Source organism: Micromonospora sp. CNZ285 (assembly GCF_004637285.1).
Window position 1 is genome coordinate 404,485 of sequence record NZ_SPQD01000001.1, and the last position, 23,853, is coordinate 428,337.

Sequence of the window (23,853 nt, forward strand, 5' to 3'; positions counted from 1 at the left end):
GGTCACCGTGGATCTGCCGGTGTCCTGGACGGCGCCGAGTGACTAGGGTCGGTGTGTGAGGCTCAACCGGTCGACCGACATGGCGTTGCGGATCGCCATGTTGACCGCCGCGTCCCCGGTCCGGGCCACCGTCGACGAACTCGCCACCCGGCTCGAACTGCCCCGCAGCCACGTCGCCAAGGTGGTGCAGCGGCTGCAACGCATCGGCGTCCTGGTGACCATCAGGGGCCGCTCCGGCGGCGTGGCCTTCGCCGAGCACGCCGGGGACCTCACCGTCGGCCGGGTGGTCCGCGCCTTCGAGGGCGACGGCGAGGTGGTCGACTGCGCGCAGCCGGTCTGCCCGCTGGTCGCGGAGTGCCGGCTGCGCGGTGAGCTGCGCCGCGCGCAGGCCGCCTTCCTCGCCGTGCTCGACGGGGTACGCCTCGGCGACCTGGTCGACGGGTCCGCCGGCCCGCTCCTGCTCAGCCTCGGCGCGCCACCGGCCGGCCGCTGATGGCGGTCTCCCATCCGATCTTCTCCCGGATCTTCGCCCGCGCCAGCGTCGCCCTGGATCAGGCCGGCATGGCCGGGCACCGTGCCCGCCTCGTCGCCGGGCTGAACGGCCTGGTGGTCGAGGTCGGCGCCGGTAACGGGCGCAACCTCGCGCACTACCCGCCGCAGGTCAGCCGGGTGATCGCGGTCGAGCCGGAACGCCGCCTGCGCGCGCTGGCCCGCGCCGCCGCGCCGGGCGCCCCGGTGCCGGTCACCGTCGCCGCCGGGCTGGCCGAGGCGCTGCCGGTCGCCGACGGCGCCGCCGACGCGGTGGTGCTGTCGCTCGTACTCTGCTCGGTGCCGGACCAGGCGGTCGCGCTGCGCGAGGCGCGCCGCGTGCTGCGGCCCGGCGGCGAACTGCGCTTCTACGAACACGTGGTGGCGCAGACGCCCGGCCTGCGCCGGGCCCAGCGCCTGGCCGACGCCACGCTGTGGCCGCTGTTCTGCGCCGGATGCCACACCGCACGGGACACGGTGGCCGCGATCCGGGCCGCCGGGTTCACGGTGACCGAACTGGACCGGTTCCGCTTCCCGCCGACCGGGCTGCCGGCGCCGGCCTCGCCGCACGTGCTCGGCACCGCGATCCGGGCCTGACGCCGGACCGGGCCGGCGTTCCGGCCGGGCTCGGTCCGGCGCCCCCGGGGTGCGGGGGCGCCGGCCGTCGCCGTCAGCTCACGCTCACCGTGCCGTCCGGGGCGCGGACGCAGGAGACGGTACGGGCGCCGGTCGCCGCCGCCCCGGCCAGGCACCGGCCGAGCACCTTGTGCCCGGCGGCGTTCGGGTGCCACGACTCCTGGCAGGTCTGGAAGTACGTGCCGCAGGCGTTGGCGATGCGCTGGATGTCGAGCTTGTCGTATCCGGAGAGGCTGGTGACGAACGTGCCGCTCGGGCCGTCCATCAGCCGGATCGGGGTGGCCAGGGCGTTGCCCGGGCTGCCAGTCGACTCGCAGAGCCGGGCGCCGTCGAACGCGCGCTGCACGTTCAGGTAGACCAGGTCGTCCTGCGGGAACTCACCGGCGAGCGTGCCGCGTACCGAACCGACGAGCGTGCCGAGGCCCTGCGAGAAGCGGTGACCGGGCGCCAGGCTGGCCCGGTGGATCGGGCAGCCGGCCGCGTACCGCTCGGCGCCGAGCGCGCGGAACTTGTCCCGGGTGTCGTCGCGGCTGTCCTCGGTCCAGTAGGTCTGGTCCAGCTCGAACGGCAGCGGGTTCGTGTAGTCCTGGAACACCACCCGGTGCTGCCCGTCGGCGTCGATCTGGTCCAGCGTGGTCAGCAGTTGCCGCAGCGCCGTGGTGGTCTCCGCGGTCGCGGCGGCGAACTGCACGGCGGTGCCCAGGTCGGCGTCCGTGCACGGCTTCTGCTCCACCGGCCCGCCCAGGTACGCCCAGAACTCCCACCAGCCGGTCCACGCGTCGGCGATGAACCGGTTGGCGCACTTCTCCGCCACGCTGCCGAAGGTGAACGAGCTGTTGTTCGAGCCGAGGCCGACGAGCACCAGGTCGATGTCGTGGGTCCGCGCCACCGTCCGGAGCTGGTCGAGCTGGGCGGCCACCTGCCGCCCCTTGGTCCGGGTGGCCGAGGCGCTGGCGATGTCGTACGGCTGGCCGCCCGAGCAGGCCAGGTTGAACCGCGCGGAGATGCCGGGCAGGTCGGCCTGGAACAGCGAGGCGTTCGGCGAGCGGTGGCAGAAGTAGGCGTTGGCGTTGGCGGCGGACCAGCCGGGGAAGCCCTGGGCCACCCCGTTGACGTCCACGACCGGCGCGTACGCCCCGGCGCCCTCACCGCTGATGAAGCTGTCTCCCAGCGCCACCGCGGCGGTGGGCAGTGCGGCGGCTGCGGGCCGGGCGGGCGCCGCGGCGGCGGGTAACGCCACCGTGGCGAGCGCCAGCGCCGCCGCGAGCACGGAACGACGGAACACGGACATGCCCGACCTCCCAAGACATCGAAATGTGAAAGATTCTTCAGGGGGGCGATCAGATCACGCGCGTGTGACGGACGTCAATGGCCAGACATCCGTGGCCGTTCACCGGGGAAGACATCCGGCGCCCGGGTCGTTGTGCCGGCTGGACGCCCCGCCCGTCCCGCCGGACCGCCGTACGCGACCGCCGGACGGACCCGGCCGGCAGGCCGATCGCGCAACGCACCGCCCCGGTGCCGCCGACCTGTCGGGGCACCCGGCTAGGCTCGCTCCGGCGCGCCGCGCCCGGCGATCATCGTGGGGGGATCACACGGTGAACGGCACCACACCGCCGAGACCTGGGAGTACGACCAGTTGACCGCACAGCCTGAGACCCTCTACGGGGCCGACGACCTGACGCACCTGGAGGGCCTCGACGCCGTCCGCAAGCGCCCGGGCATGTACATCGGCTCGACCGACAGCCGTGGCGTGGGTCACCTCGTCAACGAGATCCTCGACAACTCGACAGACGAGGGTGTCGCCGGTCACGCCACCAAGGTCGACGTGATCCTGCACGCCGACGGGTCGGTCCAGGTCGACGACGACGGCCGGGGCATCCCCACCGACGTGCACGCCAAGTCCGGCATCTCCGGCGTCGAGCTGGTGCTGACCCGCCTGCACGCGGGCGGCAAGTTCGGCGGCTCCGGCTACAAGACCTCCGGCGGCCTGCACGGCGTCGGCGCGTCGGCGGTCAACGCGCTGTCCCGCCGCTTCGACGTCACCGTCCGGCGCGGCGGCAAGGTCCACGCCATGTCGTTCCGCCACGGCGTACCGGGCGTCTTCGACGGCGACGGGCCGGACGCGCCGTTCACCCCCGGCCCCGGCCTGCAGATCGTCGGCGCGATGAAGCGCGGCCAGCGCACCGGCACCTCGATCCGCTGGTGGCACGACCCGCGCTACTTCGAGACCGGCGCCGCGCTCGACACCGAGACGGTCCGGCTCAAGCTGCGCAACACCGCGTTCCTCGTCCCCGGCGTCGCCTACCGGCTGCGCGACGAGACCGGCGAGCAGAGCGTCGAGGAGAGCTTCCACTTCCCCGACGGCCTCACCGACATGGTGGAGTTCCTCGCCCCGGCCGGCGACCGGCCGGTCTCCGGCACGCTGCTGGTCACCGGCGAGGGCACCTACCGGGAGAACGCCGCCGACGCCAACGGCGTCATGCAGTCCAACGTGCAGCGCCGCGCCGAGGTCGAGGTGGCGTTCCGCTGGGGCACCGGCTACGAACGCACCGTCGAGTGCTTCACCAACACCATCCGCAACGCCCACGGTGGCACCCACCGCAAGGGCTTCGAGCGGGCGCTGGCCCGTACCCTCGCCGAGGCCGCCCGCAACGCCCGCGGCCTGCTCAAGCCCAAGGAGGACGCGCCCACCCTGGACGACGTCCTGGAGGGCATGACCGCCGTGGTGCACGTGCGCATCCCGGAGCCGCAGTTCACCTCGCAGACAAAGGACGAGCTGTCCACCGCCGGCATCACCAAGGTGCTCCAGGGTCTGGTCGAGGCGCACCTCAAGAGCTGGCTGGACGACCGCCGCACCAAGGCCGAGGCCCGCACGGTGCTCCAGAAGATCGTCGACGCGGCCCGGGTCCGGCTCACCCAGAAGCAGCAGAAGGACGCCGCCCGCCGCAAGACCGCGCTGGAGGGCGCGGCCATGCCGGCCAAGCTCGTCGACTGCCGGGCCGCGGGCATCGAGAGAAGTGAACTGTTCATCGTGGAGGGGGACAGCGCCCTCGGGACGGGGCGCCTCGCGCGGTCCTCCGAATATCAGGCGCTGCTGCCGATCCGCGGCAAGATCCTCAACGTGCAGAAGGCCAGCCTCCAGCAGGTGCTGGACAACGCCGAGTGCGCCGCGATCGTGCAGGTGCTCGGCGCCGGCTCCGGGCGGACGTTCGACCTGTCCACCCTGCGGTACGGCCGGGTTCTCATCATGGCCGACGCGGACGTCGACGGCGCGCACATCCGTACCCTGCTGATCACGCTGTTCGCCCGCTACATGCGGCCGCTGATCGAGGCCGGGCGGCTCTACGCGGCGATGCCGCCCCTGCACAAGATCACGACCAAGGGGCGCAACCCGCAGACCGTCTACACCTACACGCAGGCGGAGATGGAGGCGACGGTCCGCAAGCTGGAGAAGGCCGGCAAGCAGATCGTCACGCCGATCCCGCGCTTCAAGGGCCTCGGTGAGATGGACGCCGACGAACTGTGGGAGACCACCATGAACCCGGCCACCCGGGCGGTCCGCCGGATCACGCTCGACGACGTCGAAGCCGCCGAGCGGATCCTCGAACTGCTCATGGGGGAGAAGGTCGAGCCCCGCCGCAACTGGCTGATCGACTCCGCCGACCGGGTCGACCGCGACGCCATCGACGCCTGACCAACGGGTTCGTCTCGGAAGGAAACCGCACCATGGCACGCCGCAAGGACGACCGCGCGAAGGCGGACCTGGCCGCCTTCGACCAGGCCGGCGCCCGCGTCTTCGACAACCCGCTGGTCACCGAGGTCTCGGACTCCTACCTGGAGTACGCGTTCTCGGTCATCCACTCCCGCGCCCTGCCCGACGCGCGCGACGGGCTCAAGCCGGTGCACCGGCGCATCCTCTGGTCGATGTACGAGCAGGGCCACCGGCCGGACCGCGGCCACGTCAAGAGCGCCCGGATCGTCGGCGACTGCTTCGTCGCGGGGACGCTCGTGTCGACACCGACCGGTCTTCGGCCGATCGAGTCGATCGAGGTCGGCGACACGGTGCTCGACGGCGACGGAGTCGCCACTCCGGTCGTCGCGGCCTACCGGAACCCGCAGTCGGAGCTGGTTCGGGTCACCTGGGACAACGGGCACACCATGTCGGTCACGCCGGGTCAGCGGTTTCGCGTGGTCGACGAGGACCTGTCCGTTCGTTGGGTGGAGGCGTCCGAACTCACCGGGCACCTCACGCTCGCGTACGGCGGTGCCCGCAGGAAAGCCGCGGCCCCCGGCGGCACTCCCTACGACTACGTCCGTGGGCTGGTGGTGGCGGAGGGCTTCGCCGTCGACCGGGCTCGCTCGGCTGACGGTCGTGTGCGCCTGCACATGTGTGACGTCGAACCGCTCGACGTCGCACATGGTTGGGCGATTGCCAACGGGCTCAACGTCAGCCGAGGCAAGAGGACGGCGACTGATCCGCGGCACCGCGATCAGCACATCGTCACGTTCGCGAGGCACGAGGGCCTGCTCGAAGCGGGGGGACCGCTGAGCAGTGCCAAGCGTGTGCCGAGTGATGTCCTCGAGAACCGCTCGGCATGGGCCCCCTTCCTTGCCGGTTTCTTCGACGGTGACGGTTATGTCCGCAAGCGCTTCCGGGAGATCGTCTTCGTCAGTACCAGCGAGACGCTCGTGCGGCAGATCAACTCCATGCTGGCCGACCTGGGCTTGCACGGGCACTACTGGACCAGCGCGCGAGACGGCTTTCAACGCCTTCTCGGCCTGTCCTTCAGCGGGCGTGATGCCGCCGCTCTGGCCGAGATGCTGCTGCCCTGGGTGCGGATCGGTTACAAGATCGCAGGTCTGGAAAAGGTGGTGGACCTGACCTATCAGTACGGCGGCAAGCAGGGCAACGACCGGCTGCCGTACGCGCGGGTGATCAAGGAATTCGCCGACGCCCACCAGGGGGGCGGTTGGTTCCGGGACGAGGCCGGCAAGGCGTTCCGATCATCACTTTCGGGCGCGGGTAGCCAGATCCGTTACGGCAAGGACCGTAACGGCGTGCCGCTGTCGGAGCGTTCATTCCCGCTCTGGCGTGCCGAGCGGGATGGATGGATCCGAAAACTCCGGCGCATCGGGTCTCCGCTCGCGAGACGGCTCGAGGCGCTTTCGGGCCGATCCTTCCTACGGGTGGTGTCGGTCGAGCGGATTCCTGCCGAAACCACGTACGATATCCAGGTCGGCTCCGACGAACACGCGTTCGTCGCGGAGGGCCGCGTGGTGCACAACTGTATGGGCAAGTACCACCCGCACGGCGACACCGCCATCTACGACGCGATGGTGCGGTTGGCCCAGGACTTCTCGCTCAACGTCCCGCTCATCGACGGGCACGGCAACTTCGGCAGCCCGGACGACGGCCCGGCCGCGGCGCGATACACCGAGGCCCGGATGTCCCGGGAGGCGATGCTGCTCGTCGGCGAGCTGGGTGAGGACACCGTCGACGTCGAGCCGAACTACGACGGCTCGCTGACCCAGCCCACCGTGCTGCCGGCGGCGTTCCCGAACCTGCTCGTCAACGGCGCGTCCGGCATCGCGGTCGGCATGGCGACGAACATGATCCCGCACAACCTCGGCGAGGTGGTCCAGGCCGCCCGCTGGCTGATCAACCACCCGGACGCCACGCTCGACAAGCTCATGGAGTTCGTGCCCGGCCCCGACCTGCCCACCGGTGGGCTGCTGCTGGGCCTGGACGAGGTGCGCCGCGCGTACGAGACCGGGCGCGGCGTGGTGCGCATGCGCGGGCGGGTGGAGATCGGCCCGCTGGAGGGCAGCCGCGGCCGGCAGGCCATCACCGTCACCGAGCTGCCGTACGGCGTCGGCGCCGAGAAGGTCATCGCGGCCATCACCAACGAGGTGAACAAGACCAAGCGGCTGACCGGCATCGCCGACGTCAAGGACCTCACGGACCGGGAGAACGGCACCCGCCTGGTGGTGGAGTGCAAGGTCGGCGTCAACCCGCAGGCGCTGCTCGCCGACCTCTACCGGCTCACCCCGCTGGAGCAGTCCTTCGGCGTGAACAACCTGGTGCTCGTCGACGGCCAGCCCCGCACGCTCGGGCTGAAGGAACTGCTCGACGTGTTCCTGGCCCACCGCTACGAGGTGGTGACCCGGCGCAGCGCGTACCGCAAGCGCAAGCGGGAGGAACGCCTGCACCTGGTCGACGGTCTGCTGATCGCCCTGCTCGACATCGACCGGGTGGTCAAGCTGGTCCGCGCCAGCGAGGACGCCCAGGCCGCCAAGGACGGCCTGATGCAGCGGTTCAAGCTCTCCGAGATCCAGGCGACCTACATCCTGGACACTCCGCTGCGCCGGCTGACCAAGTACGACCGGCTGGAGTTGGAGGCCGAGCAGGAGAAGCTGCGCGGCGAGATCGCCGAGCTGTCGAAGATCCTGGACGACCCCAAGGTGCTGCGGAAGGTCGTCTCCGACGAGCTGGCCGCCGTGGTCAAGCAGTTCGGCGCGCCGCGGCGCACCACGCTCGTCGACGGAGACCTCAAGGAGGTGCTCGCCGCCTCGGTGCCCGCCGGCCCGCTGGAGGTCGCCGACGACCCCTGCCAGGTCATCCTCTCCGCCACCGGGCTGGTGGCACGGACCGCGGCCGAGTCGGAGGAGGCCGCCGAGGCGCGCCGGCGCAGCGGCCGGGTCAAGCACGACGCGGTACGCGCGATCGTGCACTCCACCGCCCGCGGCCGGGTGCTGCTCGTGACCAGCGCCGGGCGCGCGTTCAAGATCGACGTGTTGCCGTTGCCGGTGCTGCCGGAGCAGTCCGGCACGGTGTCGCTGCGCGGCGGCATGTCGGCGGCGGAACTGGTGCCGCTGGAGCCCGGTGAGACGGTGGTCGGGCTCGCGCCGCTGGGCCCGTCCGCGCAGGGGTCGCCCGGTCTGGCGCTCGGCACCCGGGCGGGCGTGGTGAAGGTGTGCGCCCCGGACTGGCCGGTCCGCTCCGACGAGTTCGAGGTGATCTCGCTGCGCGACGGCGACGAGGTGGTCGGCGCGACCTGGCTGACCGACGGCGCCGAGACGCTGGCGTTCGTCTCCTCGGAGGCGTCACTGCTGCGTTTCGCCGCCTCCGTGGTACGCCCGCAAGGGCTCAAGGGCGGCGGCATGGCCGGCATCAACCTGCCGGGCGACGCGCGGGTGGTCTTCTTCGGCGCGATCCGTACCGACGACGCGAAGCACGGTGAGCCGATGGTGGTCACCTCGACCGGGGCCACGGTGAAGGTGACGCCGTTCAAGGCGTACCCGGCGAAGGGGAGGGCGACCGGCGGCGTACGCGCGCAGCGGTTCCTCAAGGGTGAGCTGGAGCTGTCGGTGGCCTGGATCGGCCCGCGGCCGGTGGGCGCGACGGCCACCGGCGACCCCGTGGACCTGCCCCCTGCCGACCCACGCCGAGACGGTTCCGGTTTCGCCGTGATGCTAGGCCCGACGGTGGTGGGCCACCACATCGACCGCGACTGACGGTAGGGGCCGGGCGGCCTCGGCTGCCCGCCCTCTCGCCCCCCTCGTTGATCAAGGAGTTTGCGGACCTTCCGCGTCTCTCGACGTCCGCAAACTCCTTGATCACGGGGAGGGGTGCCGGGGCGGACCGGGCGCCTGTGCGGCCGGCGGCGGCTCGACGCCGGGGTGCGCAGTCACACCTTCAGCGCGGTGATCAAGGAGTTGGCGGCCTTTTCGCGCCCCCTGCCGTCCCCAAACTCCTTGATCACCAGAGCGGGGCGGCCCGGGGACGGCCTGGCCGCAGGGCGCCCGGGGCTTCTGGTGTGTTCCGGACGTTCGGCAGAGGCGCGCCCCACCCTCTGTACGGTCGATCATGAAGTTGGCTGCGACAAAACGGACACTGACTGCTGTCAACTTCATGATCGACGGAGCCGGGCAGGGTTGAGGCTCGAGCGTGGGAGCGCAGCGCTGCGAGACCCACGCGATCTTGCAGTTCGGCCCTCGGGGACCCCGATCGCACCCCCACCGCCTGTTGACCATGAAGTTGGCGGGCGTGAAACGGGCGAATTGTGGCGCCAACTTCATGATCAACGGGCGAAGGGTCGCGGCGGGTCAGAGTTCGGGTTCGGGGGACTGGCGGGACTCGGGAGTCGTGCCGCGCAGGCGGGCGATCAGGCGCATGCCGTGGTAGATCACCAGGGCGGCGGCAGTACCCAGCGCGATGCCGTTGAACGACAGGTCGCCCGCGGTCAACGTGTAGTTGGCGGCACCGATGATCACCGCCACCGCCGCGGTGAACAGGTTGATCGGGTCGTGGAAGTCGACCCGGCTCTCGATCCAGATCCGGGCGCCCAGGATGGCGATCAGGCCGTACAGCGCGGTGGTGGCGCCACCCAGCACACCGGCCGGGACGGTCAGGATCAGCGCGCCGAACTTCGGGCACAGCCCGAGCAGGATCGCCGTGCCGCCCGCCACCCAGTACGCGGCGGTGGAGTAGACGCGGGTCGCCGCCATCACGCCGATGTTCTCCGCGTACGTGGTGGTGCCGGAACCGCCGCCGGACCCGGCCAGCACGGTGGCGACGCCGTCGCCGAGCAGCGCCCGGCCCATGTCGCGGTCCAGGTTGCGGCCGGTCATCGCGGCTACCGCCTTGACGTGCCCGGCGTTCTCCGCGATCAGCACCAGGATCACCGGGATGACCAGCACGACGGCGCGGGCGTCGAAGCTCGGCGTGTGGAACTCGGGGAATCCGATCCAGGCCGCCGAGCGCAGGCCGCTGACCGCCTGCTGGTCGAGGTTGCCGGTGAGCGCGGCGAGCACCCAGCCGACCACCACGCCGATGAGGATCGACAGCCGCGCCACGAAGCCGCGGAACAGCACAGTGGTGAGCAGGATCGCGACGAGCGTGACCACGGCGATCAGCGGCTGCGCCTTCACGCCGGTGCCGGACCCGTCGCCGTCCCAGGCGACCGGCGCGAGGTTGAGGCCGATCAGCATGACGATCGCGCCGGTGACCACCGGCGGCATCAGCGCGTCGATCCAGCGGGAGCCGGCCACCTGCACCACCACGCCGACGATCGCCAGCGCGACGCCCGCGACGACGATGCCGCCGAGGGCCGCGCCGATGCCGCCGTCGGTCTTCGCGGCCAGGACCGGCGCGATGAACGCGAACGACGAACCGAGGTACGAGGGCAGCCGGTTGCCGGTGATCAGCAGGAACAGCAGCGTGCCGAGGCCGGAGAACAGCAGCGTGGTGGCGGGCGGGAAACCGGTGATCAGCGGGACGGTGAAGGTGGCGCCGAACATGGCGACCACGTGCTGCACGCCCACGCCGATGGTGCGCGGCCAGGAGAGCCGTTCGTCGGGCTGGACCACGTCGCCGGGGCGTACCTGGCGGCCGTCGCCGTGCAGGGTCCACGGGGACCAGCGGGAGGTGGGGGACTGGGTCATCGGTCGCCCTTCGCGTCATCGGGTGACGGGGGCGTGATCGACCCTGGGAGTTGTTTCTAGCACGTGCCCTGGCGGGACGTGGTCCCGCCCCGGCTCAGGCGACGCCGGTGGGACGGAACTGGACGCTGACCCGGGGGCCGACCGGCCGGGTGGTCTTCGGCACCGCGTGTTCCCAGGTGCGCTGGCAGGAGCCGCCCATGACCACGAGGTCGCCGTGGCCGAGCGGGAACCGCAGGCTGCCGCCGCCTCCGCCGCGCTGGCGCAGCAGCAGCGCGCGCGGGGAGCCGAACGAGAGGTGTCGGTGTGCGCGGAGCGGCCCAGGGTGTCGCCGTGCCAGGCGACGCTGTCGCGGCCGTCCCGGTAGAGGCACATGCCGGCGGTGACGAACGGCTCGCCCAGTTCGGGCGCGTAGTGGCGGGTGAGCGCGTCCCGGGCCGCGGTGAGCACCGGGTGCGGCAGCGGGCGGCCGGCGGCGTACCAGCAGAGCAGCCGGGGCACGTCGACCTCGGCGTCGTACATGGTGCGGCGTTCGGCCCGCCAGGGCACGTCGTGGCGCAGCGTGTCGAGCACCTCGTCGGAGCCGCGCACCCAGCCGGGCAGGTGGTCGATCCAGGCGCCCCGGCTCAGCTCGTGCCGGCGCAGCGCCCCGGCGAGCGGGCCCAGGGTCGGGCCCTGCTCGGCCAGGTCGAGCATCGAGGGCTGGTACGCGTCGGACACGCAGCCGATCGTACCCCGCTCTCGAACAGGCGTACGACGGTCAGCGTCGCAGCATCCGGCGGACCGTGCCCGGCACGGCCTGCTTGATCCGCTCCCGGAGCTGCTGCGAGCGCAGCGCGTCGATGGTGGCGGTGAGCTTGACGTTCTCGTCGCGCAGCCGCTCGATGCGGGTCAGCAGTTCGGCCGGCGGGGTGGCGGCGGCGGGCCGGACGGCCGGCGGGAACACCGTCTCGCCGACCTGCTTGTCGAAGCGCGCGGCGCTGTCGCCGTCGGCGAACGAGGTACCGAGGTCGTGCTTGCGCAGGAACGCGGTGATGGTCTCGAAGCGGGCCTTGTGGCCGTCGTTGAGCGACGTGTAGTCGGCCTCCGCGTAGAGGTCGGCGGCGTCGACGTCGGCCGGCACGTCCCGCATGATCCGGTGCGGGATGCCGAAGTAGCGGGCCAGTTCCAGGGTGCGCGAGTCGTGCGCGAACAGGTAGCCGGGCGTGCCGGCGACGAGCGCGGTGATGGTGCCGTGGATGCGGGTGCCGAACGCGAAGTCGTACCCGGACAGGTGCGACATCCAGGTCCACGGGTCGACGAACATGCGCACCTTGTCCTCGGCGAACAGCGGGTGCGAGGTGTGCAGCGGGATGTCGCTGCTCTGGCCACGGTGCTCGGGCGCATCGCCGTAGAGCAGGGTGCCGAGCGTGCGCAGGTCCTGCGGCACGTAGCAGAGGTTCGGGTAGCGCTCCTGGTGGTGGCGGACCACCGAGGCCATCGAGCGGACGTACGGGGAGATGGTGAGCGCGACCTTCGAGTCGGCGGTCAGCTCCGGGCGGCTCTTCTCCAGGTGGAACGTGTCGCCGTGCAGGAACATCGACGGGCAGCCGATCTGCTCCACGTCGGAGAAGCCCAGCGCGTTGAGGTAGCTCTCGGTCACCTCGCCGCGTACGCCGATGCTGTGCGACCGGTCCAGCACGGCCTTGCAGAACGCGCGGACCGGCTCGTCGATCGGCCGCAGGTACTCGCGGTCGCCGTCGACGTTCGTCTGCACGCCGACGCCGAGCACCACCACCGGGATCTTCAGCCGTTCGATCAGCCGGGTCAGCGGCGTCAGGCGGTGCACGAAGCTGCGCCGGAACGCGTTGGCGAGCGGTACGACGAACACGTCGTGCCGCTCGTTGATCTCGTCGGCGAGGCGCGGGTCGGCCGGGGTGCGGGTCGGTGTGATCTCGGCCGTGGAGGTGGCGAGCAGCTTGTGCGCGGCGTGGCTGAAGACCAGGTTGCCGCTGTTGTCCCCGATCCAGTTGCCGGCGAACGTCTCCTCGGGCGTGAGGACGTCGAACGGGCCCTTGCGGGCGCGGAGCAGGATCCGCTGGTGCATCCGGTTCGCTCACCTTCCGTACGGCACGGCGTGCGGGCGGGAGCCGGGTGGGTGCCCGCGCGTGCAGAACGGAAATCCTATCCGCCGTCCGAGCGGAGCCGAGCGGACGTCGGCTCGCCGGGAACGTCCCGGTTGCCCGGGGTAGGGTGCCCGGAATGACCAGCGCGCCGACCGTCACCCGTGCCCCGCGACTGCCGTCGCTGACCGGATTGCGGTGGGTGGCCGCGCTGCTGGTCTTCGGCTTCCACGCCGGAACGATGGGCATCGTCGCCGAGCCGCACCTGAAGCCCCTGGTCGACAAGGCGTTCAGCCTGGGCCTGTCCGGCGTCGAGTTCTTCTTCATCCTCAGCGGGTTCGTGCTGGTCTGGTCGTACCGGGACGGGGAGCGCGCGTGGACGTTCCTGCGCCGCCGGTTCGCCAAGATCTACCCGAACCACGTGGTGACGTTCGTCGCGGCGCTGGCCGTAGCGGCCTGGTTCGCCGACCCGGTCGTGCCGTGGGCCGCGATCGCCAACTTCTTCCTGGTCCAGGCGTGGATCCCGCTGGGCGGCTACTTCTACAGCGTCAACAACGTGAGCTGGTCGCTCTCCTGCGAGCTGGCCTTCTACCTGTGCCTGCCGCTCGTGGTGCCGTGGCTGCGCCGGGCCCGTACCGGCGTGCTGCGGACCGTGCTGGTCGCGGCGCCGCTGCTCATCCTGGCGCTGTGGCCCGGCCAGCAGCTCGTCCCGGAGGAGCAGCGGTGGTGGTTCACCCAGATCTTCCCGGTGACCCGGTCGCTGGAGTTCTGGATGGGCGTGGCCGCCGCCGAGCTGATGCGCCGGCACCGCTGGCGCGGCCCGAACCTCGCCGTCGCCACCGGTCTCTTCGTCACCACCTGGGTGGTCGCCGCGCTGTGGATCCCGGCCGAGTTCTGGGCGGCGCTGCTCGCTGTCGCGTACCTCCTGGTCATCGCCGCCGCGGCGGACGCCGACGTGCGCGGCCGGCCCACCCCCTGGCGGTCCCGGGCGATGGTCTGGCTCGGTGAGGTGTCGTTCGCCTTCTACCTGGTCCACGTGTTGGTCATGGTCACCGTGCTGCGGCTGACCGGGCACTGGGGGACCGGCCTGCCCGGGTGGCGCGGCCCGCTCGCGGTGCTGGGCTTCCTGGTGGTCACGCTCGCGCTGGCCGCCGCGCTGCACCGCTGGGTGGAGACACCGATGATGCGCCTGCTCGGCCCGTCCCGCCGGGGCCGCGCGGCGTCGCGCGCACCGGCCGTGCCGGCTCCGCGCAGGCCCGCCGAGGCCGCCGCCGCCCCGGCCGCCGACGGGGGCGCGGCCTCCGTCACCGGTCCGGCCGAGGACATCGAGTACGCCGGGCGGCGTCGCCCGGACTGACACGCGCACACGTCGGCCGGTCGATCCGCGACACGCCGTGCGGCGGTGCGTTCGTGGGGGTTCGGCGGTAATTTGTACCCGTGCTTCCGATCGCGCTCACCTGCCCCGTGTGGTGGGTGGCGCGCTGGACCGCCCGGATGCTCGCCAGTCTCGCCGTGGTCGTCGCCTGTTCGTTCGGCGCTGCCACGCTGCCGTCCGGTGTCGCCGCTGCCGCCCCGGCCCCGGCGGCCGCCGTCTCGGCGTACCCCATCGCGGGCGCCTCGACCACGGTGCGGCCGGAAGCCGACCGCGTGGCCGAGCGGCAGGCCGCTCCCGCCGGTGTCCCGGCGCCCGCGCCCCGGGCGGTCGCCCCGGCGGCGCCGCAGCCGGTCCCGGCCGGACGGGTCGCCGCACCGGCCGGCCCGCGGGCCCCGCCCGCCCGCTGACCCGCCCACGGGCCGCGCCCGTTCCCCGCACCCACCGCACGTCATCCCCGCACCCACCGCACGTCATCCCCGCACCCGCCCCCGGCGGCCACCGGCCCGCCCCGGCGAGATCGTGCGGGCCCTCCCGCCAGGTCCTTCCCGTGAGGTGCCGACCATGTCGCAGACCGCTCTGTACCACTTCCTCACCTCCGTGCCCGAGGCCGCCGCCATCTGGTCCTTCCTCCTGCTGCTCGCGCTGGGCCTGCTCGCCGCGCTCGTCGCCCGGCCCGAACGCGACCCCGCGCCGGAGGCCGCCCCCGAACCGGCCGACGCCGACGCCGTCCGCCGCGACGACCTGATCCGGTACGCCGAGGAGGTCGCGGTGGCCGCCGCCGGGGCCGCCCAGACGGCCCGTCGTCGCCGGGAGCGGTGGCTGGCCGCGCAGGACGAGGCGGACCGGGCCTGGACCGCGTACGACGAGGCGGACGCCGCCGCCCGCCGCCTCGCCGGCGCCGCCGCGCTGCCCGCCCCGCGCACGCCGCGTACCCCCGCCGAGTACGCGGCCCGGGAGCGCTGGCTGCACCACGCCGCCATGACGGCGCACTGGCGGGGCGACCTGACCGCCCGTCAGCTCGCCGACGTGCTGGCCCGCCGCAACGGGTGGGATCCGCGCCGGCACCCCGCCGAGCAGGAGATCGTGCTGGCCCGCACCGTCCGGGACGGGCGCCGGGCCGGATGGGAGAGCGCCGCCGCGCGGGAGCGGTCGGCCTGGCGGGGCGCGGAACTGGCCGCCGAGGCCGCCCGGACGCTCGCCGCCGAGGCCTACGCCGCCACTGCCGCGCTGCGGCCCGCCCCGGAGTACCGGAGCGCGACGGCGAGCGCCGTGCCGGTGCCCGCGACGGTCCGTAACGCCCGCTGGCGCCCGGCACGGGTCGGCTGAGACGGCCGTCTCGACCGAATCGTTACCCGGACCGTGGTGAGCCCGGTCACCCGGGCCGCCGAAACGGGCGCCGGGCGCAAAACGGGTCATCGAGTACCGCGATTGCCGGCCGGGTGCTCGCCGTCTGTCCGCTTTCCGCCGCCGGGCGCCGTCGAAACTGCTTGTCCCATTGAGCGAAGTCAGTAACCGGGTGTTCCGAAATCCGTTACCGCGGATCACGTTTACGCAGGTGGGAGCGCTTGGCAGGGGACATACCCACCGGTAGTGTCGGCGCGTCCGATGCGGTAATCGATCGCCGACGGCGACGCCGCACCGACCCGCCTAATCGTGTTCCACGAACCGGGGACCCATGAGCACCATCGGGGTGAATCCGCGAGCCCACGGCCCGCGGTAGGGCGTACTTCCCGCCCGAATCCGTCAGCTAACCCGGTCGGCGGCCACGGAAGGAGTACCCCTCGTGCCCACCCCTCGATCGTCCCCCGCCTCCACGGCGAAGCGGTGACCGCGCGCGCCTGACGCGCGACCGGCAACCGCCCCCTGGGCGCCCGGCATCACGGGCGTTCCCGATCCCCCGGCCACCCGGCCCCGCCAGCACGTGTGAGTTCCTCCGCGTGCCGGGCCGGCGTGTGCCGCTCACGCCCCGTGGAGGATTTCGTGAAGCACCACCTGAAGCGTCAGCTGCGACGGATCGTCACCGAACGCCCGTACCAGATCATCGCCGGATCGGCCGCCGCGCTCGTGCTGGCCGCCGGCGCCGGAACCGTCGCCACCGCCGGTGACGACGCCCCGGTCCAGGAGAACACCGCCGCGGTCGCCGACCTCGGCGCCGCCCGCCTCGGCGAGCAGCCCGCCAGCCGCAGCGAGGCCCGCATCGCCGTGCCGCAGGCGTCGTCCAGCGCCTCCGCCTCGCCCAGCGCGTCGCCGAGCGCCTCCCCGTCCGCGAAGGCCGCTGCCGACCCGGACACCACGCCCAAGGCCAAGCCGAAGCCGCCGTCGAGCAAGTCGCTCGACTACGACTACCAGGCGCAGATCAACTACTTCTACTGCGGCCCGGCCGCCGTGCGCAACGCGCTCAGCGCCGCCGGCATCGAGCGCAGCCAGGACGCGCTCGCCGGTCCTCTCGGCACCACCGAGATGGGCACCAACTCGGCCGAGGACACCACCCGTGTGCTCAACCAGCAGGTCAAGGGCAACCCGTACCGGACCCGCATGATTCCCGGCTCGGCCACCCCGGCCCAGATGGACCGTCTCCAGGCCGACGTGGTCGAGGCGATCAGCAACGGCCGCGGGGTCGTCGCGAACGTCGCCGGTACCGCCACCGACACCAACGGCGGCTGGCACTCGTTCCCGGGCGGCCACTACGTCGCGGTGGTCGGCTACAAGGACGACGGCCGGACCGTGCGGATCGCCGACTCGGCCGACCCGTCGCTGCCGTCGTACTGGGTCACCACGATCGACCTGGCGCACTGGATCGCCAGCCGCGGCTACTCCGCCTGACCGTCCCGCACACCCGAAGGCCGGCACCCCACCCCGGGGGGCCGGCCTTCCCCGTCCCCGCCCCGTCCCCGCCCCGCCCTCGCCCCGCCCGGCCTGGCGCGGCCCTCACCCGGCCCTGGCGCGCCGATCTTGGACTTGTGGCGCCCAGTATGCCCGGCTCGCCCGGTATGGAAGGTGCCACAACTCCAAGATCGACGGTGAGGGCGGGGCGGGGGGCGGGTCGGCGGGTTCGGTCTCGCGTGTCCGGGGCGGGCGGTGGCAGACTGCGCCAATGGGCGATGCGACGGGGACGCGGCACCTGATTCTCCTGCACGGCATGGGTGCCACCGGCGAGGTGTGGCTGCCCTGGGCGCCGCTGCTGGAGCGCCGCTGGCCCGGCCGCTGGCTCGCCCCCGACCTCGCCGGTCACGGCTGGTCGCCGCCGCTCGACGGCTACTCGTTCGAGGCTCTGGCCCAGCGCGTCGTCGACGGGCTCGGCCCGGTCCGGCTCGGCCCCGACGACCGGCTGGTGCTGCTCGGGCACTCGCTCGGCGGGGTGGTGGCGCTGGCGCTCGCGGCCCGGCAGCGCGGGCTTCCGGTCGACGCGGTGGTGGGGCTCGGCATCAAGGCGGTCTGGTCCCCGGCCGAACTGGCGAAGTCGGCGGAGCTGGCCGGCCGGCCGGTCACCTGGTTCGCCACCCGGGACGAGGCCGCCCGGCGCTACCTGCGCGTGTCCGGGCTCGCCGGGCTGTTCGCCCCGGACCATCCGGTGGTGGAGGCGGGACTGCGGCGGGAGGACGGCCGCTGGCGGCTCGCCATGGACCCGGCCGCGTTCGCGGTGGGGGAGCCACGGCTGCCGGCGCTGCTGGCCGCCACCGATGTGCCGGTGCTGCTGGCCCGGGGCGAGCTGGACCCGATGGTGACCGACGCGCAGCTCAAGGAACTGGGCGTGCCGGTGGCGACGCTGCCCGGGCTGGGCCACAACGCGCACGTGGAGGATCCGGAGGCGGTGCTCGCCCTGCTCGACCCGTACCTCTGAGCGGGGTGAGCCGGCCCGCGACGGGCCGGCTCGCGTCTCTAGCCGGCCGCGCGCGGCCCCGGGACCGCCCAGTCGGGTTCCAGCTCCCGGCGGGCGGCGGAGAGGAACGCCTCGGCGTACCCGTCGGCGGGGAAGTCGCCCAGGTAGCGCGTCCGCGCCGCCCAGCGCTGTGCCGCCTTCGGGTCGGCGTCCAGCAGGTCGGTGAGCACCTCGTCCACGTTGGACATGTCGCGCCGCAGCACGTAGCCGGACGCCGCGAGCGGGAACCGCTCGACGAAGTGCTCGCCGTCGGCGCCGGTGTCGGTGACCGCGTACGGCTTGCCGGAGTAGAGCCAGTCGGAGATGACCCCGGAGACGTCGGAGACCAGCGCGTCGGCCCGGTTGACGCACTCGGTGAGCGTCAGCTCGCGGGCCGCGGCGGCGCCCCACAGGTGCGGCCGGCCGGTCTTGGCCCGGTCGGCGGCGAGCAGCTCGGTGAGCCGGGCGAGCTGGCGGGCCGAGGCCGGGTTCTTGGCGGTGTACGGGTGGGCGCGCAGGATCACCGCGGCACCCCTGTCGATCAGCCGGCGGATCAGCGTCTCGGCCACCGGCAGCGAGCAGTAGTTGGCGTCCGCGTGGTGCCCGGTCCAGGTCGGGGTGTAGAGGACCGTCGGGTGCGCGGACGGGGCGACCGGCTCCCGGCGTACCTCGATGGCCTCGACCTGGGGGCGGCCGACCACGACGAACTTGTCGGCGGGGATCTCCACGCCGGCGCGGGCGTACCTGTCGATCGCGGCCTGCCCGGCCACGAAGATCTTGTCGAAGATGGCCGAGACCGGGTTGGCGCTCGGGGCCTTGTCGCTGTCGCCGTGGTGCAGCTGCACGTGGGTGAGCTGGTTGAACCGGATCAGGTGGGCGTTCTTCGCGCCGTGGTTGACGTAGAACGCGACCCGCAGGCTGGGCACCAGCGCCTCGTCCAGCGCCTTCAGGGTGGGGCAGAGGACCACCGGGGCGCGGGTGGCGGCGGCCACCGCGGGCAGGAGCTCCGGCTCGCGCAGCACCACCATGAACGGGCGGCCGATCCGTTCCAGGTACGGCAGCCACATGGTGACCTGGTACTCCGAGCCGGGCGGGGCGGAGAAGTGCAGCACGAACTCGGGCTGGTGGCGGCGCAGCGCCCGGCCGACCGGTCCACCTCCGGCGGGCGGCCGGAACCGGCGCCGGGCGAGGTCCAGCGCGACCGCCCCGCATCCGGCGCCGACCAGCAGCGCGGCGACCAGTGCCGTCCAGGCGGGCAGCGTCAGGGCGGCGGCGAGCGCCACCACGGCGAGCAGCACCAGCAGCGCGTCGCCCAGCCGGGCGGCGACCACGGGTGTCCACGTGCGGACCGGGAGGTTCGCCGCGCGGATCTCCAGCGCGCCGGCCTGCCGCAGCGGGCCGACCAGCAGCACCAGCCCGAGCAGCACCAGCGCGGTCGCGGTGAGCGCCGGGTCGAAGCCGTCGTCGAGGCGACGGGCGTAGCCGACCAGGATGCCGGCGGCCACGAGCACCGTCTCGGCGAGCCCGTCGGCGGACGGCCGGACCCGGCGCTCCCAGGCGGTGGCGGCCAGCGCCGCGACCGCCAGGGCCAGGCCCCAGCCGGTGGCGCCGGTGAGCGCCACGACGAGGAAGGCCAGCACCGCCAGCCCGGTGGTCAGCACCCGGGCGAGCAGCTTGCGGACCAGGTCACCACGCATCTGGTACGTCCCGTCGGGTTCAGGCGTCGGCGGACAGCTCGGACCGGTGCGGGCCCGGCTGCGCGGGTACGGCGGCCACCTGCTCGCCGGGGGACCGGCGCACGTCGACCACCTGGCCGGTCAGGTCGGAGATCAGCACGTCCAGGGACGCCTGCGCGACCGCCTCGGAGGAGAGCAGCGTGTGCTCCGGCTCCTCGCCGAACGCCCGCGTCCGCATCGGGGTCGCGGTGCGTTCCGGGTTGACGCAGTTGACGCGTACCCCGAACTCGGCCCACTCGTCGGCGAGCGCCTGGGTCAGGTTGACCAGCGCGGCCTTGGTGGCCGAGTACAGCGCGTAGCGGGCCCGGCCCCGGGTGTACGAGCTGGACGTGTAGAGCAGCAGCTGGCCCTTCGTCTGCTGGAGGTACGGCAGCGACTGGCGCGCGATGGTGACCGGGCCGACGAAGTTGACGTGCAGGAGACGGTCCATCGTCTCGGAGTCCATCTCGGCCAGCGCGCCCTTCTCCAGGATGCCGGCGGTGACCACCACGTGGTCGATCCGGCCGGTGGCCTCGAAGGCGGTCTTCAGCGCGGCGGCCACGTCCTCGGCGCGCTCGACGTGCGTGCCGGTGGTGGAGCGGCTGAACGGGAAGACCTGGGCGCCGTAGGAGCGGGCCAGTTCGGCCAGGTCGTGGCCGATGCCGTAGCTGCCGCCGAAGACCACGATGGTCCGGCCGGTCAGCTCCTCGGCGTAGCTGCGGCGGTCGGTCAGCCGGGGCGCCTGCGCGGCGGCGAGCTGGAACAGCTTGTCGGCCAGGTGCACGTCGACCGGGTGGGTGACCTTGATGTTCTCGTCCGAGCCGTCGATCACCTTGATCGGCGTGCCGGGCAGGTAGCGCAGCACCACGCCGCAGTCGTCGGTGGCGGCGAAGTCGGGGTCGCCCTCGGCCCGGCGGTACGCCTCGCGGATGGTGCCGGAGCGGAACGCCTGCGGGGTCTGGCCGCGGCGCAGCCGGGAGCGGACCGGGATGTCGGTGATGCAGTCGTCCGCGTCGACCTGGATGATCGTGTCGGCGGACGGGATGGCCACGTCGACAGCCGAGTAGGTCCAGAGCGCGTTCACGCACTCGCGCACGATCCGGGCGCTGACCAGCGGGCGGACCGCGTCGTGGAAGAGGATGTTGACGTCGCCCTCGCCGACCGCGTCGAGCGCGATCCGGGTGGTGTCGTTGCGGGTCTCGCCGCCCTCGATCACCTTGGTGACCTTGCGGAAGCCGGCGTCGGCGACGATGCGCCGCGCGTCGTCGACGTGACCGGTGGCCATCAGCACGATGATCTCGTCGATCTCCGGCGCGGCCTCGAAGACGGCCAGGGTGTGCTCGATGATCGGCTTACCGGCGATCTTGAGGAGCTGCTTGGGGATCCCCAGCCCCAGGCGCGTGCCGGTCCCCCCGGCGAGGATCACGGCCACCGTACGCGCGGGGCGCCAGGGTGCCGGGCTCGCCGGCGCGGCGTCCGGTGCGGTGGTGTGGTCCTGCGTCATTGCCGTACCTCACTCTGGGTGAAAGGGGATGGGTCCGAAAACCTTAACGCGTACGCGGGAGCGCACCGCTCCGGGCGGAACCCGGTGCGGTGCGCTCCGACGCGCTACTTCTGGTTCTCGTATGCGTCGCAGACCTCCTTGGTGGGGCCGTCCATCTTCAGGACGCCGCTCTCCAGCCAGATGGTCCGCTCACAGGTGTCCCGGATCGAGCCGATCGAGTGGCTGACCAGGAAGACGGTGCCGGCGCTGTCGCGCAGTTCGCGGACCCGCTGCTCGCTGCGGACCCGGAACTTGCGGTCGCCGGTGGCCAGCGCCTCGTCGATGAGCAGCACGTCGTGCTTCTTCGCCGAGGAGATCGCGAAGCGCAGCCGCGCGCCCATGCCGGAGGAGTAGGTGCGCATCGGCAGCGAGGCGAAGTCGCCGCGCTCGTTGATCCCGGAGAACTCGATGATCTCCGGGGCGATCTTCTTGACCTCGTCCGGGTGCATGCCCATGGCGAGGCAGCCGAGCACCACGTTGCGCTCACCGGACAGGTCGTTGAGCAGCGCGGCGTTCACGCCGAGCAGCGACGGCTGGCCCTGGGTGTAGACGGCGCCGCGGGCCGGCGGGAGCAGCCCGGCGATGGCCCGCAGCAGTGTGGACTTGCCGGAGCCGTTGCTGCCGATCAGGCCGATCGCCTCACCCTCGTACGCGGTGAAGCTGACGCCCTTGACCGCGTGCACCTCGCGGATGTTCGGCGCCTTGGTGCGGGAGACGATCCGCTTGAGCGCGGATACCGGTGTGGTGCCGCCGGTCGCGCCCTTGTGGATCCGGTAGATCACGTGCACGTCGTCCACCACCACGGTGGGGACGCGGCCCGAGTCGGTCACCGGGCCGGCGTTCAACGGCAGGGTCTGCTCAGCCACGGCCGTACTCCTTCTCTCCACGCCAGAAGTAGACGAACCCGCCGACACCCATCACGATCGCCCAGAACACCCCGAGCGCCCACAGCTTCGCCGGGGAGCTCACCAGGTGCGCCTGGTGCGAGTCGAGCAGCGCGTAGCGGGCCAGCTCGATGAAGACCAGCGGCGGGTTCCACTCCAGGACGTTCGCCGCCCAGTTCGGCAGGTGCTCGCGGATGAGCGTCACCGGGTAGAGCACGCCGGAGGCGTACAGCCAGGTGCGCATCACGAACGGCATGACCTGCTTGAGGTCGGTGACCTTGGAGCCGAGGCGGGCCATGACCATGCTCAGCCCGACGTTGAAGATCGTCTGGAGCAGCAGCATCGGGAGGATCAGGACCCAGCGGAAGGTGAGCGGCTCGCCGGTGACGAGCACGATGCCGGCCAGCACCACCATCGACATGAGCAGCTGCTGGAGCTGCACCAGCGTGACGGTGATCGGCAGCGCCGCCCGGGGGAACTGGAGCGCCCGGATCAGGCCCAGGTTGCCGGTGATCGCGCTGACGCCGTTCGAGGCCGCGGTCTGCGTGAAGATGAAGATGAAGACGCCGGTGCACAGGTACGCGATGAAGTTCGGCACGTTCCGGTGCTGGCCCAGGATGACGCCGAAGATCAGGAAGTAGACGGCCGCGTTGGTGAGCGGTGTCAGCACCTGCCAGAGCTGGCCGAGCTGGGTGTTGCTCAGCGAGGAGGCGACCTTCGCCCGCGAGTACGCGGTCATGAAGTGCCGGTACGCCCACAACCGGCGGGCGTACTCACCCAGGGGCGGTCGTTCCCCGGCCACCCGCAGTCCGTACCGCTGGGCCAGCTGGGCCCGGGTCAGTCCGGATTCGGGGTCGGCCACCGCGGTGTTGGCCATGTTCAGGCGCTCCGATCTTTCGTGCTGATGGGGAGCAGTGCGGTGAATGAGATCCAGCGTGGCCGGGCGGGGAGGAGCCGCCTCGCTGCTGCATGGAAGGTAGTCCACCGAACGTCGGGACGCAACCGTACCGTCGTTGCGCTACATTGTTCCACGTGACGACCGAGAAGAGGCGTGCTCCGGCCGGCGCGGCGGTGCTGCGCGGGGAGATCACCAGTGCCATCCGCGCCGCCGTGATGCAGGAGTTGGCCGAGGTCGGCTACGGTCGCCTCTCCATCGAGGCGGTGGCCCGCCGGGCCGGTGTGAGCAAGACCGCCATCTACCGCCGCTGGCGTTCCAAGCTCGATCTGGTGCTGGACATGGTCTCGGCGGTGGCGGGCCGGAACATCCCGCTGCTGGACACCGGCAGCCTCCTCGGTGACCTGGAGATCCTGCTGCACGTGATGGCGCGGGCGCTGCGTCACCGGCTGGCCGCGCAGATCATCCCGGACCTGCTGGCCGAGGCGGCCCGCAACCCGCAGATCGCGGAGAAGTTGCAGGCCGCCCTGGACGACTACCAGCAGGCGGTGGGCCGGATCCTGATCGGCCGCGCGGTCGAGCGCGGCGAGCTGTCTCCGGCCACCGACAGACGGGCCGCCGTCGATCTGATCGTCGGTCCGGTCTACTGGCGGATGGCGATCTCCCGGGCCCCGCTGGAGCCCGCCGAGGTGCCCCGGATGGCGGCCGCGATCGTCGCCGCCCTGCGGGTAGCATGCGTGGAGCCTGTGCGCGACGAGGTGGAAGTGTGAGCCCCGGGCCACCCCCGGAGGTCCGTCGCCGATCATGAACAGAAGGTCACAACCGGTCGGACAATCAGTGCGAACGGCTGGTTTTCCCGACAGAGCGGTACC

Annotated in this window: 17 protein-coding genes, 3 pseudogenes and 1 riboswitch; of the genes and pseudogenes, 12 read left to right on the forward strand and 8 right to left on the reverse strand. The window is 72.5% G+C overall.

From position 1 onward, the window contains the following. Nucleotides 1–55 precede the first annotated feature (55 nt). Complete coding sequence (locus CLT75_RS01950; protein ID WP_135239200.1) at nt 56–493, forward strand: Rrf2 family transcriptional regulator; 438 nt, start codon at nt 56–58, stop codon at nt 491–493. Then, the gene (locus CLT75_RS01955; RefSeq protein WP_135239201.1) at nt 493–1,125 is read left to right on the forward strand and encodes a class I SAM-dependent methyltransferase; all 633 of its coding nucleotides are present in this window, start codon (nt 493–495) and stop codon (nt 1,123–1,125) included. Before CLT75_RS01950 ends, CLT75_RS01955 begins: the two co-directional genes overlap by 1 nt. A gap of 73 nt (nt 1,126–1,198) precedes the next feature. Here CLT75_RS01955 and CLT75_RS01960 read toward each other — a convergent pair whose 3' ends face one another. Continuing rightward, nucleotides 1,199–2,455: an SGNH/GDSL hydrolase family protein gene (locus CLT75_RS01960; RefSeq protein ID WP_135239202.1), complete on the reverse strand. Its 1,257-nt coding sequence runs from the start codon at nt 2,453–2,455 to the stop codon at nt 1,199–1,201. 348 nt (nt 2,456–2,803) lie between these two features. On the opposite strand from CLT75_RS01960, the gene CLT75_RS01965 reads away from it, so the two are divergent. From CLT75_RS01965 to CLT75_RS01970, 4 genes and pseudogenes are all read left to right on the forward strand, one after another. Then, nucleotides 2,804–4,861 (forward strand): DNA topoisomerase IV subunit B, encoded by a 2,058-nt coding sequence (locus CLT75_RS01965; RefSeq protein ID WP_135243878.1) that lies wholly within the window; start codon nt 2,804–2,806, stop codon nt 4,859–4,861. Nucleotides 4,862–4,893: 32 nt separating this feature from the next. Continuing rightward, a pseudogene (locus CLT75_RS32980) lies at nt 4,894–5,154 on the forward strand (DNA gyrase subunit A); the annotation flags it as partial. Beyond that, a pseudogene (locus tag CLT75_RS32985) lies at nt 5,143–5,925 on the forward strand (LAGLIDADG family homing endonuclease); the annotation flags it as partial. The pseudogenes CLT75_RS32980 and CLT75_RS32985, both read left to right, overlap by 12 nt. Before the next feature lie 60 nt (nt 5,926–5,985). Beyond that, a complete protein-coding gene (locus tag CLT75_RS01970; RefSeq protein ID WP_486485324.1) occupies nt 5,986–8,682 on the forward strand; it encodes a DNA topoisomerase (ATP-hydrolyzing) in 2,697 nt (898 codons plus the stop codon). Between the two features lie 591 nt (nt 8,683–9,273). On the opposite strand, the gene CLT75_RS01975 is transcribed toward CLT75_RS01970, so the two are convergent. From CLT75_RS01975 to CLT75_RS01985, 3 genes and pseudogenes are all read right to left on the reverse strand, one after another. Then, on the reverse strand, nt 9,274–10,611 hold the full coding sequence (locus CLT75_RS01975) for a solute carrier family 23 protein (RefSeq protein ID WP_135239204.1): 1,338 nt from the start codon (nt 10,609–10,611) through the stop codon (nt 9,274–9,276). A gap of 94 nt (nt 10,612–10,705) precedes the next feature. Beyond that, nucleotides 10,706–11,328: pseudogene (locus CLT75_RS01980) on the reverse strand (alpha-ketoglutarate-dependent dioxygenase AlkB). 40 nt (nt 11,329–11,368) lie between these two features. Next, the gene (locus CLT75_RS01985; RefSeq protein ID WP_135239205.1) at nt 11,369–12,694 is read right to left on the reverse strand and encodes a polysaccharide pyruvyl transferase family protein; all 1,326 of its coding nucleotides are present in this window, start codon (nt 12,692–12,694) and stop codon (nt 11,369–11,371) included. A 155-nt stretch (nt 12,695–12,849) separates the two neighbouring features. On the opposite strand from CLT75_RS01985, the gene CLT75_RS01990 reads away from it, so the two are divergent. From CLT75_RS01990 to CLT75_RS02010, 5 genes are all read left to right on the forward strand, one after another. Continuing rightward, nucleotides 12,850–14,067, forward strand: a complete 1,218-nt coding sequence (locus CLT75_RS01990; RefSeq protein ID WP_135239206.1) for an acyltransferase family protein — start codon at nt 12,850–12,852, stop codon at nt 14,065–14,067. A gap of 80 nt (nt 14,068–14,147) precedes the next feature. Further along, nucleotides 14,148–14,492 (forward strand): hypothetical protein, encoded by a 345-nt coding sequence (locus CLT75_RS01995; RefSeq protein WP_135239207.1) that lies wholly within the window; start codon nt 14,148–14,150, stop codon nt 14,490–14,492. Between the two features lie 154 nt (nt 14,493–14,646). Beyond that, nucleotides 14,647–15,411, forward strand: a complete 765-nt coding sequence (locus tag CLT75_RS02000) for a hypothetical protein (RefSeq protein WP_135239208.1) — start codon at nt 14,647–14,649, stop codon at nt 15,409–15,411. 308 nt (nt 15,412–15,719) lie between these two features. Next, nucleotides 15,720–15,862, forward strand: a riboswitch (cyclic di-AMP (ydaO/yuaA leader). A gap of 191 nt (nt 15,863–16,053) precedes the next feature. Next, entirely contained in the window at nt 16,054–16,908 is an 855-nt protein-coding gene (locus CLT75_RS02005) for a C39 family peptidase (protein WP_209310254.1), read from the forward strand. Between the two features lie 271 nt (nt 16,909–17,179). Then, nucleotides 17,180–17,926 carry an alpha/beta fold hydrolase gene (locus CLT75_RS02010; protein WP_135239210.1) on the forward strand — a complete coding sequence of 249 codons (747 nt, stop codon included), beginning with the start codon at nt 17,180–17,182 and terminating at the stop codon, nt 17,924–17,926. A 38-nt stretch (nt 17,927–17,964) separates the two neighbouring features. On the opposite strand, the gene CLT75_RS02015 is transcribed toward CLT75_RS02010, so the two are convergent. The 4 genes from CLT75_RS02015 to CLT75_RS02030 all read right to left on the reverse strand — a co-directional run bounded on the left by CLT75_RS02015 (nt 17,965) and on the right by CLT75_RS02030 (nt 22,963). After that, the gene (locus tag CLT75_RS02015) at nt 17,965–19,641 is read right to left on the reverse strand and encodes a CDP-glycerol glycerophosphotransferase family protein (protein ID WP_135239211.1); all 1,677 of its coding nucleotides are present in this window, start codon (nt 19,639–19,641) and stop codon (nt 17,965–17,967) included. 19 nt (nt 19,642–19,660) lie between these two features. Then, nucleotides 19,661–21,163, reverse strand: a complete 1,503-nt coding sequence (locus CLT75_RS02020) for a bifunctional cytidylyltransferase/SDR family oxidoreductase (RefSeq protein WP_135239212.1) — start codon at nt 21,161–21,163, stop codon at nt 19,661–19,663. A 104-nt stretch (nt 21,164–21,267) separates the two neighbouring features. Next, the gene (locus CLT75_RS02025; RefSeq protein WP_135239213.1) at nt 21,268–22,068 is read right to left on the reverse strand and encodes an ABC transporter ATP-binding protein; all 801 of its coding nucleotides are present in this window, start codon (nt 22,066–22,068) and stop codon (nt 21,268–21,270) included. Next, a complete protein-coding gene (locus tag CLT75_RS02030) occupies nt 22,061–22,963 on the reverse strand; it encodes an ABC transporter permease (protein ID WP_135239214.1) in 903 nt (300 codons plus the stop codon). The genes CLT75_RS02025 and CLT75_RS02030 overlap by 8 nt, the downstream gene beginning before the upstream one ends. A gap of 155 nt (nt 22,964–23,118) precedes the next feature. Between CLT75_RS02030 and CLT75_RS02035 the strand changes: the two genes are divergently transcribed. Further along, on the forward strand, nt 23,119–23,751 hold the full coding sequence (locus CLT75_RS02035) for a TetR/AcrR family transcriptional regulator (protein ID WP_135239215.1): 633 nt from the start codon (nt 23,119–23,121) through the stop codon (nt 23,749–23,751). The last annotated feature ends 102 nt before the right edge of the window (nt 23,752–23,853 follow it).

What these genes read in the sequence shown, in the direction of transcription:
- CLT75_RS01955 (WP_135239201.1), top strand. Translation starts at nt 493, where the DNA reads ATGGCGGTCTCCCATCCGATCTTCTCCCGGATCTTCGCCCGCGCCAGC.
- CLT75_RS01960 (WP_135239202.1), bottom strand. Translation starts at nt 2,455, where the DNA reads ATGTCCGTGTTCCGTCGTTCCGTGCTCGCGGCGGCGCTGGCGCTCGCC.
- CLT75_RS01970 (WP_486485324.1), top strand. Translation starts at nt 5,986, where the DNA reads ATGCTGCTGCCCTGGGTGCGGATCGGTTACAAGATCGCAGGTCTGGAA.
- CLT75_RS01975 (WP_135239204.1), bottom strand. Translation starts at nt 10,611, where the DNA reads ATGACCCAGTCCCCCACCTCCCGCTGGTCCCCGTGGACCCTGCACGGC.
- CLT75_RS01985 (WP_135239205.1), bottom strand. Translation starts at nt 12,694, where the DNA reads ATGCACCAGCGGATCCTGCTCCGCGCCCGCAAGGGCCCGTTCGACGTC.
- CLT75_RS01990 (WP_135239206.1), top strand. Translation starts at nt 12,850, where the DNA reads ATGACCAGCGCGCCGACCGTCACCCGTGCCCCGCGACTGCCGTCGCTG.
- CLT75_RS02000 (WP_135239208.1), top strand. Translation starts at nt 14,647, where the DNA reads ATGTCGCAGACCGCTCTGTACCACTTCCTCACCTCCGTGCCCGAGGCC.
- CLT75_RS02010 (WP_135239210.1), top strand. Translation starts at nt 17,180, where the DNA reads ATGGGCGATGCGACGGGGACGCGGCACCTGATTCTCCTGCACGGCATG.
- CLT75_RS02015 (WP_135239211.1), bottom strand. Translation starts at nt 19,641, where the DNA reads ATGCGTGGTGACCTGGTCCGCAAGCTGCTCGCCCGGGTGCTGACCACC.
- CLT75_RS02020 (WP_135239212.1), bottom strand. Translation starts at nt 21,163, where the DNA reads ATGACGCAGGACCACACCACCGCACCGGACGCCGCGCCGGCGAGCCCG.
- CLT75_RS02030 (WP_135239214.1), bottom strand. Translation starts at nt 22,963, where the DNA reads ATGGCCAACACCGCGGTGGCCGACCCCGAATCCGGACTGACCCGGGCC.